The sequence below is a fragment of the Microbacterium sp. Ag1 genome (assembly GCF_001005635.1).
GTDB lineage: Bacteria > Actinomycetota > Actinomycetes > Actinomycetales > Microbacteriaceae > Microbacterium > Microbacterium oxydans.
Map to the genome: position 1 here is coordinate 25,267 of NZ_LBCR01000025.1, position 13,357 is coordinate 38,623.

Annotated in this window: 15 protein-coding genes; all 15 read right to left on the minus strand. The window is 69.4% G+C overall.

All coding sequences use genetic code 11. The features are described from left to right. Positions 1-16 precede the first annotated feature (16 nt). Genes lgt through metK form a run of 15 tightly spaced genes read right to left on the minus strand, consistent with a single transcriptional unit; the run spans position 17 to position 13,323 of the window. Positions 17-1,042 carry a prolipoprotein diacylglyceryl transferase gene (gene lgt / locus AAY78_RS04290; RefSeq protein ID WP_046747122.1) on the minus strand — a complete coding sequence of 342 codons (1,026 nt, stop codon included), beginning with the start codon at positions 1,040-1,042 and terminating at the stop codon, positions 17-19. 10 nt (positions 1,043-1,052) lie between these two features. Then, complete coding sequence (gene trpA / locus AAY78_RS04295; RefSeq protein ID WP_046747123.1) at positions 1,053-1,856, minus strand: tryptophan synthase subunit alpha; 804 nt, start codon at positions 1,854-1,856, stop codon at positions 1,053-1,055. Continuing rightward, positions 1,853-3,121, minus strand: coding sequence for a tryptophan synthase subunit beta (trpB, locus tag AAY78_RS04300; protein ID WP_046747124.1), 1,269 nt, complete (start codon positions 3,119-3,121; stop codon positions 1,853-1,855). Before trpB ends, trpA begins: the two co-directional genes overlap by 4 nt. Then, on the minus strand, positions 3,121-3,891 hold the full coding sequence (trpC, locus tag AAY78_RS04305; RefSeq protein ID WP_171010952.1) for an indole-3-glycerol phosphate synthase TrpC: 771 nt from the start codon (positions 3,889-3,891) through the stop codon (positions 3,121-3,123). Before trpC ends, trpB begins: the two co-directional genes overlap by 1 nt. Positions 3,892-3,893: 2 nt before the next feature. Continuing rightward, entirely contained in the window at positions 3,894-4,124 is a 231-nt protein-coding gene (locus AAY78_RS04310; protein ID WP_046747126.1) for an HGxxPAAW family protein, read from the minus strand. 47 nt (positions 4,125-4,171) lie between these two features. Continuing rightward, positions 4,172-4,759, minus strand: a complete 588-nt coding sequence (locus tag AAY78_RS04315; protein ID WP_046747127.1) for a Trp biosynthesis-associated membrane protein — start codon at positions 4,757-4,759, stop codon at positions 4,172-4,174. Next, positions 4,756-5,136 carry a phosphoribosyl-AMP cyclohydrolase gene (gene hisI, locus AAY78_RS04320; protein WP_046747128.1) on the minus strand — a complete coding sequence of 127 codons (381 nt, stop codon included), beginning with the start codon at positions 5,134-5,136 and terminating at the stop codon, positions 4,756-4,758. The genes AAY78_RS04315 and hisI overlap by 4 nt, the downstream gene beginning before the upstream one ends. Further along, entirely contained in the window at positions 5,133-5,894 is a 762-nt protein-coding gene (gene hisF / locus AAY78_RS04325) for an imidazole glycerol phosphate synthase subunit HisF (protein ID WP_046747129.1), read from the minus strand. The genes hisI and hisF overlap by 4 nt, the downstream gene beginning before the upstream one ends. Next, positions 5,894-6,736, minus strand: a complete 843-nt coding sequence (hisG, locus tag AAY78_RS04330) for an ATP phosphoribosyltransferase (protein ID WP_046747130.1) — start codon at positions 6,734-6,736, stop codon at positions 5,894-5,896. Before hisG ends, hisF begins: the two co-directional genes overlap by 1 nt. A gap of 38 nt (positions 6,737-6,774) precedes the next feature. Then, complete coding sequence (locus AAY78_RS04335) at positions 6,775-7,038, minus strand: phosphoribosyl-ATP diphosphatase (RefSeq protein ID WP_045265324.1); 264 nt, start codon at positions 7,036-7,038, stop codon at positions 6,775-6,777. Continuing rightward, on the minus strand, positions 7,035-7,715 hold the full coding sequence (rpe, locus tag AAY78_RS04340; protein ID WP_046747131.1) for a ribulose-phosphate 3-epimerase: 681 nt from the start codon (positions 7,713-7,715) through the stop codon (positions 7,035-7,037). Before rpe ends, AAY78_RS04335 begins: the two co-directional genes overlap by 4 nt. A gap of 4 nt (positions 7,716-7,719) precedes the next feature. After that, entirely contained in the window at positions 7,720-9,219 is a 1,500-nt protein-coding gene (locus AAY78_RS04345) for an RsmB/NOP family class I SAM-dependent RNA methyltransferase (RefSeq protein WP_231589652.1), read from the minus strand. Beyond that, entirely contained in the window at positions 9,216-10,136 is a 921-nt protein-coding gene (gene fmt / locus AAY78_RS04350) for a methionyl-tRNA formyltransferase (RefSeq protein ID WP_046747132.1), read from the minus strand. Before fmt ends, AAY78_RS04345 begins: the two co-directional genes overlap by 4 nt. A gap of 18 nt (positions 10,137-10,154) precedes the next feature. Further along, positions 10,155-12,113: a hypothetical protein gene (locus AAY78_RS04355; protein WP_046747133.1), complete on the minus strand. Its 1,959-nt coding sequence runs from the start codon at positions 12,111-12,113 to the stop codon at positions 10,155-10,157. Positions 12,114-12,129: 16 nt separating this feature from the next. Then, a complete protein-coding gene (gene metK, locus AAY78_RS04360; RefSeq protein WP_046747134.1) occupies positions 12,130-13,323 on the minus strand; it encodes a methionine adenosyltransferase in 1,194 nt (397 codons plus the stop codon). Positions 13,324-13,357 lie beyond the last annotated feature (34 nt).

The window sequence follows — 13,357 nt, forward strand, 5'->3', positions numbered from 1 at the left end:
CCGCTACGAGGCGGCGTTATCGAGAGCCGTCCTCGCTCGTGGGAGCAGTGCTTGTGGCGGTGGCTCCTGCGGTGACTTCTTCGGCCGGAGGCTCGCTCACGTCTACGAAGTCAGAGGTATTGTCCTGCGATTGTACAACAGCGTCCGGGTCGGTCCGTTCGCGACCGGGCTGGTACGGCGACGGCTCCAGTCCGGGGTGACGACGCGTCTGCACGATGAGGATCGCGACACCGATGAGCACGCCGATGATGGCCGCGAGGACGTTGCTGCGCAGGCCCAGGATGATCTCGCTCGGATCGATGCGGATCGACTCCCAGAGGATGCGACCGGCGCTGTACCAGATCAGGTAGATCGCGAAGAGGCGACCCCACTGGAAGAAGAGCTTGCGACCGAGCCACAGCAGGACGATGACGCCGAGACCGTTCCAGATCACCTCGTACAGGAAGGTGGGGTGGAACAGCGTGCCCTCGGGAAGTCCAGGGGGGAAGGCCGAGTTGGTGGACGGGATCTCCAGACCCCAGGGCAGATCGGTGGGAAGCCCGAAGAGTTCGTTGTTGAACCAGTTGCCGAAGCGACCCATGGCCTGTGCCAGCAGCAGACCGGGTGCCAGCGCGTCGGCGAACGTCCAGAAGCGGATGCCTGTCCAGCGGCACCCGAGGTACGCGCCGATGGCACCGCCGATGAGCGCGCCGAAGATCGCGATGCCGCCCTCCCAGATGGCCCAGACGGAGCCTGGCTGGAACGGGTTCCAGGTGTTGATACCCTCGCCGAAGTAGTCGTTCGGGTGGGTGAGCACGTGGAAGATGCGCGCGCCGATGATCGCCAGCGGCACTGCGAGGATCGAGATGTCGATCACGACCCACGGCTCCGCTCCACGCTTGGTGAGGCGGTGGTTGGTCAGGAACGTCGCGGCGATGATGCCGGCGATGATGCACAGCGCGTAGAAGTGGATCCGGATCGGCCCGAGGTCGAAATACGAGACCGTGGGGCTCGGGATGCTGGCGAGCACGTTCGTGAAGGTGCTGTGGAGCGCGAGTGACATGAGTGCGATTCTAGTTCTCGTGATCGGGGCGTGCCGACGAAGTGCCGGAGGCCAGGTTTCGGGTGACTTCTGCGAGGGCCGGTACTCCGCCATCACGCAGAGCGCGGACGAGCGCCGTGCCGACGATGGCGCCGTCGGCGTACTCGGAGACTCCGGCGATCTGCTCGGCGGTGGAGATGCCGATTCCGACGCAGGCGCGGTGAGCTCCGTGCGCCCGCAGGCGTCCGACGAGGGTACGGGCAGCGCGGTCGAGTTCGGCGCGCTCCCCCGTGATGCCCATCGTCGAGACCGTGTACACGAACCCCGTGGAGGACTTCACCACCAGGTCGAGTCGTTCATCGGAGGAGGTCGGCGCCGCCAGGAACACCCGGTCGAGGCCGGTCCGCTCGCTGGCTGCGATCCACTCCCCTGCCGCGTCCGGCGTGATGTCCGGCGTGATAAGCCCGGCACCGCCCGCGGCGAGCAGGTCATCCGCGTAGCGATCGATGCCGTACTGCAGAACAGGGTTCCAGTAGGTCATCACGAGCACGGGGACATCGGTGGCCGCCGTGATGGCGCGGATCGCCGTGAAGAGGTCGGCCATCCGGAAACCCGCAGCCAGAGCCTTGGTGGTCGCCTCCTGGATGATCGCGCCGTCCATCACCGGGTCGCTGTACGGCGGTCCCAGCTCGATGATGTCGACGCCGTTCTCGGCCAGGGCGATGGCTGCCTGGATGCTCGTCTCGAGATCGGGGAAGCCGACGGGCAGGTACCCGACGAAGGCGCTGCGGCCGGCGTCCTGCGCACGCTGGATGGCTTGTTCGACGCGGCTCACAGCTGCGGTTCCCCCTTCGCGATGCGTTCTTCCTCTTCGCTCTCCTGCTCGACGTCGTGGGCCAGAGCGGCCTCGTCGTAGAGCTGGAAGTAGCGGGCCGCGGTGTCCATGTCCTTGTCGCCGCGACCGGACAGGCAGACGGCGATCAAGCCGTCGGGACCGAGCTCGCGACCGATGCGCAGTGCCCCGGCGAGGGCGTGTGCCGATTCGATGGCGGGGATGATCCCCTCGGTCCGGCTGAGCAGACGCAACGCCTGCATCGCCTCGTCGTCGGTCGCCGGGATGTACTCGGCGCGACCGATGTCGGCGAGCCAGGAGTGCTCGGGGCCGACACCGGGGTAGTCGAGACCGGCCGAGATGGAGTGGGACTCGATCGTCTGGCCGTCGGCATCCTGGAGGACGTAGGTCTTCGCACCGTGGAGCACGCCAGGGCGGCCGCGCTCGATCGATGCCGCGTGCTTCTCGGTGTCGACGCCGTCGCCGGCGGCCTCGACCCCGTAGAGTCGGACACCCTCGTCATCGAGGAACGCGTCGAACATGCCGATCGCGTTGGAGCCGCCGCCGACGCACGCCATGACCGCATCGGGAAGCCGTCCCACTTCGTCGAGCAGCTGCGCGCGGGCCTCTTCGCCGATGATCTTCTGGAAGTCGCGGACCATCGCCGGGAACGGGTGCGGACCCGCCGCCGTGCCGAAGATGTAGTTGGTGGTCTCCACCGAAGCGACCCAGTCACGATAGGCGTCGTTGATCGCGTCCTTGAGCGTGCGCGAGCCGGAGGTCACCGGGACCACCTCGGCGCCGAGGAGGCGCATGCGAGCCACGTTGAGCGCCTGCCGTTCGGTGTCGACCTCGCCCATGTAGATGGTGCAGTCCAGACCGAACAGCGCTGCCGCCGTCGCCGTCGCCACGCCGTGCTGTCCGGCACCGGTCTCCGCGATCACGCGGGTCTTGCCGAGGCGCTTGGTGAGCAGAGCCTGGCCGAGCACGTTGTTGATCTTGTGGGACCCGGTGTGGTTGAGGTCTTCGCGCTTGAGGAAGATGCGCGCACCGCCGGCATGTTCGGCGAATCTCGGGACCTCGGTGATCGCGGAGGGGCGCCCGGCATAGGAGCTGAGCAGATGCGCGAGCTCGTCGCGGAACGACGGGTCGACGATCGCGGCCTCGTAGGCCACCGTGAGCTCATCGATCGCCGCGATGAGCGACTCGGGCATGTACCGCCCGCCGAACTCGCCGAAGAAGGGGCCGTGCTGGTCGCGCAGGCTCATCATGCCTCCAGGAAACTCTTGAGGGTGGCGACGGGGTCGCCGGTCACGAGCGCCTCGCCGATCAGCACGACGTCGGCGCCCGCGGAACGGTAGTGCACGACGTCAGCGGGAGTGAGCACCGCCGACTCCGCGATCTTGACCGCCGTGTCGGGGATGCGCTCGACCAGGCGCCCGAACAGGTCACGATCGAGTTCGAGGGTCTTCAGGTCCCGCGCGTTGACGCCGATCAGGGGGGCGCCGAGGTCGACCGCGGCTTCGAGCTCGTCAGCGGAATGCGTCTCGACGAGCGGCGTCATGCCCAGCTCGCCGATGAAGCCGAAGAGATCGCGCAGCACGTCGGGCTCGAGGCCGGCGACGATGAGCAGGACGAGATCGGCGCCGGCTGCACGTGCCTCGAGCACCTGGTAGCGGGACGCGATGAAGTCCTTGCGCAGCACGGGGAGCGAGACCCGCGCCGTGACCGCCTCGAGGTCGGCGAGGCTGCCACCGAAACGACGCTCCTCCGTGAGCACGCTGATCGCGGACGCACCGCCCGTCTCATACAGCGATGCCTGAAGAGCCGGGTCGGGGATGTCGGCGAGTGCGCCTCTCGAGGGACTCGCACGCTTGACCTCGGCGATGATCTTCACGCGATCCGCAGGGGCGAGGAACGAGAGTGCGTCCTTCGCTGCGGGACGGGCGAGAGCGTCTCGCTCGAGGGCGGCCAGCGGTCGCGACAGGGCGCGACGCTCGGCGTCTGCGACAGCGCCGGCCGTCAGGTCGGCGAGCACCATTAGTGCGCCTTCGGAGCGTACTTCGGACCCTTCACGCCGTAACCGGCCTTTGCCAGCGCCCAGCCGACGATCGCGCCGATCGGGACGAGGGCCACCGAGGCGATGACGAGGACGGGCTGCTCGAAGCAGAACGCGACCGTGGCGGCGGCGAAGCCGACCAGCATGATGACCACAGCGGTCCAAGCGGCAGGCGAGTGTCCGTGGCCGGGATCGGCGATCGGGTTGGTCATGTTCTCCTCCGGGGGACGACGTGCGGTTCGGATTCAGTCTATCGGGGTCAGCGTGTCGGATCGGTTCCCCGGGACAGCTCGTCCCAGGAATCGACGGCATCGACGGGCCCGTCGTGCGGGACATCGACGCGGTCGGTGCGGTATCGGCGTCCACCGGCCTTCCACCCGCGCCACGTCGTGAGGACCACGACCGAGGCCGCCAGCAGGATCGCCCAGCCCACGAGCGCGATGTACGGCCAGGCCGAAGGCACGATGCTCGCGACCACCTCATGGACCGCCATACCTCCCGCCAATCCGGTCACCTCGGTCACGGTGGCCCCGACGGCGTCGAAGGGTTCGGAGAGCAGCAGCTGGAGAGTCGACCAACCGAGGAACACGGCTGTCGCCGCCGCGAGCACGCCGAACACGAGGCGCACCGGCGTGCCCGCGATCGACAGCGCGGCGCCGAGAGCGAGCACAGCCAGGCTGAGCGGGGCGAGAAGCACCAGGGCGGACGCCCCGGGGACCAGGATCGCCTCGCCCGCGTCGGCGCGCTCCACGGTCAGCCAGGTCTGAGTCGACGAGATGATGCCGATCGCCCCGGCGAGAAGGAAGCCGGAGACGGACAGCGCGCGACCGCGTTTCGCGAGGCTCATGACCGATCCGTTCCGGTGACGGCCTCGAGGTCGTTCGTGTCGAAGCAGGTGCGCGTGCCGGTGTGGCAGGCGGGGCCGGTCTGGGCCACGAGGAGCAGGATCGCATCGCCGTCGCAGTCCAGACGCGCCTCGTGCACGACCTGGATGTGTCCGGACGTGTCGCCCTTGCGCCAGTACTCCCGGCGGGACCGGGACCAGTAGGTCGCCCGTCCGGAGGTCAGGGTGCGTCGCAGCGCCTCGGCGTCGACCCAGGCGAGCATCAGCACCTCGCGCGTGTCCCACTGCTGCACGATGACCGGCGCGAGCCCGTCGGCGTTGAAGGCGACCTGCGCGATGCGCTCGTCGACGGATGTCGTCTGTGCTTCCGCGTCGCTCATCGGACGAGAACCCCCTCCGCGCGAAGCGCGTCCTTGACGTCGCCGACCGTGAGCGCGCCGGTGTGGAACACGCTGGCCGCGAGCACGGCGTCGGCACCGGCTTTGATGGCGGGCGCGAAGTCCGATGCCTGTCCGGCACCGCCCGACGCGATGACGGGCACGGACGCCGCCTCCCGCATCAGGCGCACGAGCTCCAGGTCGAAGCCGTCTCTGGTGCCGTCCGCATCGATCGAGTTGACGAGAAGCTCGCCCGCTCCGCGCTCCGCCGCCTCCCGAGCCCAGTCGAGGGCGTCGAGAGTGGTCTGCGTGCGGCCGCCGTGCGTGGTGACGACGAAGCCCGAGTGAGTCGTGGGTGCGCGCTTCACGTCGAGCGAGAGCACGAGCACCTGCGCACCGAAGCGGTCGGCGATCTCGCCGATGAGCTCCGGGCGCGCGATGGCCGCCGAGTTCACGCCGACCTTGTCCGCGCCGACCGACAGCAGGCGCGCCACGTCGTCGACGCTGCGCACTCCCCCGCCGACGGTGAGCGGCACGAACACCTGCTCCGCCGTCCGCTGCACGACGTCATACGTCGTGGCGCGGGCGTCGACGGTCGCGGTGACATCGAGGAAGGTGATCTCGTCCGCACCTTGCGCCGCGTAGTGCCTGGCGAGCTCGACGGGGTCGCCCATGTCGCGCAGGTTCTCGAAGTTCACGCCCTTGACGACGCGCCCATCGGCGACGTCGAGACACGGGATGACACGGCTCGCGAGCGTCATCAGAGCCTCGCGTTGTGGATCGCGGTGACGAGGATGGCCCGTGCACCCAGCGCGTAGAGAGCGTCCATGACGGGGTTGACCCGGGAACGAGCCACCATGACGCGCACGGCCACCCACTCGGGGTCACGCAGCGGCGAGACCGTCGGCGACTCCACGCCCCCGGCGATCTTCACGGCGTCATCGAGGAGGGCGACCGGAAGGTCGTAATCGATCATGACGAAGCGTCGAGCGACCATCACACCGCGCAGGCGGCGAAGCAGCGTGTCCGCGCCCTCGGCGTCGACGGGTCCGGCGATGAGCACCGCCTCCGACTCCAGGATCACGGGGCCGAACACCTCGAGCCCGGCCTGACGCAGCGTCGTACCGGTCTCGACGACATCGGCGACGGCGTCGGCGACACCGAGGCGGACCGCGGACTCCACGGCGCCGTCGAGGGGCACCAGGTCGACGGCGATGTCACGCTCGTCGAGGAACGCGTCGACGAGGCCGGGGTACGACGTCGCGATGCGGAGCCCGTCGAGCTCGCTCACATCGGTGTAGCGTCCGGTCGGCGCGGCGAAGCGGAACGTCGAGCCGGCGAAGCCGAGAGCTTCGATCTCGCGCGCACCGGGCATGCGTGCATCGAGCAGCAGGTCACGACCGGTGATGCCGACGTCGATCGCGCCGGAGCCGACATAGGTGGCGATGTCCTTGGGACGGAGGAAGAAGAACTCGACGTCGTTGTCGGCGTCGATGACGTGCAGGGTCTTGGGGTCTCGTCGGCCGGCGTAGCCCGCCTCGGCGAGCATGTCGGCGGCGGTCTCGGAGAGCGAGCCCTTGTTGGGAACGGCGATGCGCAGCATGGATGGCTTTCAGTTCGAGGGGATCGGAACGGAGCGCATCACAGATGTCGATAGACGTCCTGCAGGCTGAGCCCCTTCGCGAGCATCATCACCTGGACGTGGTACAGCAGCTGGGAGATCTCCTCGGCGGCGGCCTCGTCGGACTCGTACTCCGACGCCATCCACACCTCGGCGGCCTCTTCCACGATCTTCTTGCCGATCGTGTGCACGCCGCCGTCGAGCTCGGCGACGGTGCCCGATCCGGCAGGGCGGGTCTCGGCCTTGACGCTGAGCTCGGCGAACAGCTCGTCGAAAGTCTTCACGCTTCCAGGCTAGCGGCTCGGGCGAGGTCTCTCAGCCGGGTGACGGCCGCCTCGATGTCGTCAGCCCCGTAGACGGCCGAGCCCGCGACGAATGTATCGGCGCCCGCGGAGGAGGCGATCTCGATCGTGCGGTCCGAGATGCCGCCGTCGACCTGGAGCCAGACACGGGAGCCGCGCCGACGGGCTTCTTCCGCGAGAGCGCGCAGCTTCGGCATCGTCTCCGGCATGAAGCTCTGCCCGCCGAAGCCGGGCTCCACGGTCATCACGAGGATCTGGTCGAACTCGTCGAGGACCTCGAAGAGCGATTCGACAGGTGTCGCCGGCTTCACCGCGACCCCGGCTCGAGAACCGATATCACGAAGACGACGGGCGAGGGCGACGGGCTCATCGGCGGCCTCGAGGTGGAAAGTCACGCTCGCGGCGCCGATCTCGGCATACTCGGGCGCCCACCGCTCGGGGTCCGTGATCATCAGGTGCACGTCGAGCGGGATCGGGCTGGTGGCCTGGATGCGCTCCACCATCTGCGGCCCGAACGTCAGGTTGGGCACGAAGTGGTTGTCCATCACGTCGACGTGCGCGAAGTCGGCGGTCGCGATCTTGGCGAGATCCGCCTGCATGTTCACGAAGTCGGCGGCGAGGATACTCGGGTTGATGCGCGGGGCGCGAGGGAGTTCCACAGTCCTAGTCTTCCTTCCCGGATGAGGTGTCGTCGATCGATGAGCGCTGCAGGAGCGCGAGGAACATCGCATCCGTCCCGTGACGATGCGGCCAGAGCTGTGCGCTGCCGGAACCGACCCTGCCGTCGTCCGCGAGATCGATCGGGGCCATGGCGACATCCGCGATGACGGCCCGCGCATCGAGCTCGCGCACATCTGCACGGTCGCGGAGCACCTCCTTCACCACGCCCGTGGTCTCCGCGAGATGAGGAGAGCACGTGACATACGCGACGATCCCGCCAGGGGCGAGGGCATCGAGCGCGGCAGAGAGCAGCTCGACCTGGAGCGGCACGAGCTCGGCGACGTCGGCCGGGGACTTCCGCCACCTCGCTTCAGGGCGCCGCCGCAGCGCCCCCAGACCCGTGCAGGGGGCATCGACGAGGATGCGGTCGAACTCCCCCGGCCGGGATGCGCCCAGAGTCCGCCCGTCCTGCTCGTGCACCTCGATCTCACCGGGGACGGCCCGCAATGCCTTGCGCACCAATCGGGCCCTCACCGGGACGACCTCGTTCGCCTCCAGAGTGACGTCATGCTCACGGGCGACAGCAGCGAGGAGCGCCGTCTTGCCACCTGGCCCCGCGCACAGGTCGAGCCAGCGCTCACCGGCGGTGATGGGCGCGGCGCCGGCCAAGGCCAGTGCCACGAGCTGGGATCCCTCGTCCTGCACGCGCACGGTCCCACTGGACGCCTCGACGGCATGCCGGGGGTCGCCGCCGGCCGAGGCGAAGGCCGTGGGCGCGTACGGCAGACGAGGCTCCCCCGGCTCGGCGAGCCCGGGGAGCGCGACGAGCGTGACATCGGGTGAGGCGTTGTCGGCCTCGAGAAGCGCCTCCAGCTCCTCGCCACGCCCCTCGGCGATCAGAGCACGACGCAGAGCGCGGATCACCCACACCGGGTGCGCGGAACGCAGGGCGAGTCGTTCGTCGTCGGAGCGTGCGCTGCTCTCGATGCGTTCCTGCCACTCGTCGCCTGATTCCCGGGCGATGCGACGGAGCACGGCGTTCGCGAAGCTCGATGCTCCACGCCCTGACTCCGTCGCGACCAGGTTCACCGACTCGTTCACCGCGGCGTGCGAAGCCACCCGCGTCGCCAGCAGCTGATGCACGGCGAGGCGCAGAGCGTCGAGGACGGCGGGATCGATGCTGTCGGGAGAACGATCCGCCGCCGCGGCGATGATCGCGTCGTAGGTGCCGAGCCGGCGCAGCGTGCCGTACGTCAGCTCGGTCGCGAGAGCAGCGTCCTGGGGGCTGAGTTGCGCTTCGGCGATCGCGGAGGGCAGCACGAGGTTCGCATAGGCATCGGTCTCGGAGACCGCACGCAGCACGCCGTACGCGACTCGTCTCGCGGGCTGCACGGTGCGGGCGGGACCGCGCTGCCCCCCGCGATGCGCGTCTCCCGATCGCTGCGCGCCACGCGGACCGGCGTTCTTCGGTTCCGTCCTACGGTTCCGTCGTTCTTCGCTCATGAACCGGCCACCAGTTCGTCGCCTCCACGCAGACCGCGCCACCAGTCGACAGCGTTCATCGCGCCCTTGCCTGCCGGCTGGACCCTGGTCACCGCGAGTGCACCGGTACCGGTGCCGATGTGGAGAGCCGTCTTGGTGCCGCGGAGCCGCCCCGGCGCGAGGGGATCGGCATCCGGGGCCGGCGTGGCTTCGAGCACCTTGAGGGGTTGACCTGCGACCGTGGTGTGCGCACCCGGTTCCGGGGTCACACCGCGGAAATGAGCGAACACGGTGTCGAGCGGCCGACTCCAATCGAGCAATCCGTCCGCGAGCGTGAGCTTGGCCGCGAAGGTGGGCTCTCCCTGCTGCGGTATCGACGACGCCGTACCCTCGGCGATCGCGGAGACCACCTCGGCGAGGAGCTGCGCGCCGTCGGCGGCGAGGAGCTCGAGTGCCTCCCCTGCGGTGGTCGTAGGGGGAATATCGACCTCACGCATGGCGAAGACATCGCCGGCATCGAGTTCCGCGACCAGCTGGAAGACGCTCGCGCCGAGCACCTGATCCCCGGCGATCAGCGCGCGCTGGACAGGAGCGGCTCCGCGCCAGGCCGGCAGCAGCGAGAAGTGCAGATTGATCCACCCCGCGCGGGGCGCGGACAGCAGAGGCTCGCGCACGAGCCCGCCGTACGCCACGATCACCCCGAGGTCCGCCTCGATCGCGGAGATCTCCGATGTCGCCGCGTCGTCCAGGCGCGCCGTCTTGATCACGGGAAGACCCAGTCCGACCGCCGATTGCGCCACCGGAGACGGGGTCAGGGTGCGACGACGCCCCAGAGGGGCGTCGGGACGTGTGATGACCGCAGCGATGTCGTGGGACTCCGCGAGTCGCTGGAGGCTGGGGACGGCGGCGGCCGGTGTGCCGGCGAAGACGAGGCGCATGAATGTTCTCCGGAAGGGTCAGAGCTCTGGTTCGAGGATATCGAGGCGGACGGAGAGGGTGCTCTTGGTGGCGCGCCCCTTTCGGCGACGACCGCTCACGGCTTCGGCGACGACCGCCGCGCGCAGGGCCGTCGCCACCCGCGCTCCGGCACCGTAGTCGAAGCGCACGAGCGCACGCACCCGTGGGGGCACGTCGTCGGTCTCGACCGGGACGGGCCCGAGCACCGCGTCCGAGGGCAGGGCGAGATCGCTGAGTGCGGCGAGGGCATCGGCGACGGCGGGGACCGATCCCTGCACGAGCGCCACGCGCGTCGTCGGAGGCATGTGCAGAGGTGCTCTGCTCTCCAGCTCCGATCGGGCATGGCCGGCCTGGTTCCAGGTGGCCAGCGCCTTCGCGGCCGCCCCGTTGACGCCCACGAGATGCACGGGCGCGCCGGGAGCCGCCAGCGCGGCCGCGTTCGACCACCACCGCAGACAGGACTCGGCGACCCGCAGGTCGGGGGCCTGGAGCATCCTCGGCCCGTCGAGCAGCACGACGGCACGGTATCCCCCATCGGCGATCGGCTCGGCACCACGGGTCGCGACGACGAGTGCGGGCTTCGCCGGAACCCGCTCCACCGGATGAGCGCCGTCCGCGACGATCACCCGCACACCGGGGAACGCGCGCCCCAGCTCGTCGGCCGTGCGCTCGCTGCCGGACGAAGCCAGGCGAAGCTTCGTCGACGAGCAGGCAGGACACGTCCAGGCACTGGCACCGCGTCCGCACCATCCGCACACCGGCACGGCACCGCGATGCTTCGCACCGAGTGGACCGCCGCAGTGGGCGCACCGGGCGGGCGCTCGACAGTCCGCGCACACCAGTGAGGGAGAGAATCCGGGGCGCGAGACCTGCACGAGCACCGGGCCCTCCGCCGCCGCGGTGCGTGCGGCGAGGAACGCGGACGACGGCATCCGCTGAGCCGTCGGCTGCTCCATCTCCTGGGGCGTGCTGAGGACGACTCGCGGCAGCACTCGACGTGCTGCTCTGACGTCCTGCAGCCAGCCGAGGACGACCAGCCGTTCGACATCCGTCGTGCGCGTGTGGCCGGCGAAGAGCAGCGCCGACCCCTCCAGCTCTTGACGCAGCAGTGCCGCGTCCCGTGCATTCACATACGGGGCCAGCGGTTCCCCGAGAAGCGGGTCGCCGTCGTCCCAGATCGCGACCAGGCCCGCGACGACGGGTGAGTACACGGCCGAGCGGTTGCCCACCACGATGCACGGGGCGTCTTCGAGCGTGCGGAGGAAGCCACGATAACGGTCGGGGTTCGTCTGCCGGGAGTCGTGACGGACCACTGCGGCGGCGGGGACGAGCGCCTCCAGAGCCGCGAGGAGTCGATCGAGATCGCGACTGTCCGGGACGACGATGATCGATGATCGCCCCGCGGCGAGCATCCGCGCTGCCGATGCCGCAAGCAGACGGGCCCAGCCCTGCACGCCGTCGACGAGCTGGGGAATCGCCTCGACCGCGGCGCGACCACCGGAGTCGAGAACGGCGCCGAGCCCCTCGTACAGATCGACCGTGCTCTCCGCCACGGCCAGAGCATCGGCGTCGGGGACCTCGGCGGGCGTATCGGCCGTCCACGCCTTCTCGACGCGTACCTGACGTTTGGGGATCACCAGGCGCAACACGTCGGAGGCCGAGCCCGCTGCCCGGTCGGCGACGCGACGAGCGAGAGCGTGCAGACGCGTGGGAAGCACGGGCACCGGAGACACGACGCTCTCGACCTCCGAGAGCGCCCGGTCGGCATCGTCCTCCGCGTCGATGTCGACGACGTAGCCGTCGATCACGCGTCCGGCGGTGCGCAGGGGCACGCGAACGCGAACTCCCAGGGGCACATCCCCCAGCTCAGGGGGAAGGGCGTAGTCGAAGAGCCGATCGAGTTGCGGAAGAGGGGAATCGAGGAGCACGCGCGCGATGCGCCGGCTCTCCGCAGGCATCAGGACCGCGGTCCCATCAGAGACCGGCGGCGCGGCGCAGCTCTTCGACGCGGTCGGTGCGCTCCCAGGTGAAGTCCGGGAGCTCACGGCCGAAGTGCCCGTAGGCCGCGGTCTGCGCGTAGATCGGGCGCAGCAGTTCGAGCTGCTCGATGATCGCCTGCGGGCGGAGATCGAACACCTCGTTGATCGCGCGGGTGATGATCTCGTCCGACACCTTGCCCGTGCCGAACGATTCCACGTACAGACCGACCGGGCGTGCGACGCCGATGGCGTAGGCCACCTGCACCTCGAGACGGTCGGCCAGCCCCGCGGCGACGGCGTTCTTGGCGACCCACCGCGTTGCGTACGCGCCGGACCGGTCGACCTTCGACGGGTCCTTGCCGCTGAAGGCACCTCCCCCGTGACGCGAGGCTCCGCCGTAGGTGTCGATGATGATCTTGCGACCGGTCAGACCCGCGTCCCCCTTGGGGCCGCCCGTGACGAAGGGCCCGGCGGGGTTGATGTACAGGGTGACGTCGTCGAGGTCGAGGCCTGTGGTCGCGAGCACGGGATCGATCACGTGTTCCCGGACCTGGGCCTTGACGTCATCCTGCGAGATGTCGGGGTGGTGCTGGGTCGAGACGACGACCGCATCGACGGTCTTCGGCGTGAAGCCGTCGTAGCCGAGCGTGACCTGTGTCTTGCCGTCGGGGCGCAGGAACGGCAGCTGGCCGTTGCGACGCACCTCGGTGAGCCGCTCGGCGAGGCGGTGTGCCGTCCAGGCGGCCATCGGCATCAGCTGCGGCGTCTCGTTCGTGGCGAAGCCGAACATGATGCCCTGGTCGCCGGCACCGAGCCCGTCCAGCGGATCGATCGAAGACCCGTCGCGGTGCTCCTGGGCGCTGTCGACGCCGTGGGCGATGTCGGTCGACTGTTCGCCCACCGAGACGCTGACACCGCAGGAGGAGCCGTCGAAGCCGGTGTCGCTGGAGGTGTAGCCGATGCCGTTCACGACCTGGCGGACGATCGTGGGGATGTCGACGTAGGCCTCGGTGCGGATCTCGCCGGCCACGTGGACGAGCCCGGTCGTGACGAGTGTCTCGACAGCGACGCGGGAGCCCTTGTCCTTCGCGATGAGCCCGTCGAGGATGCTGTCGGAGATCTGATCGCAGATCTTGTCCGGATGTCCCTCGGTGACGGACTCGGACGTGAACAGACGCAGGGCGCTCATCGATACTCCAGAACGGGACGGACAGAGAGAGGGT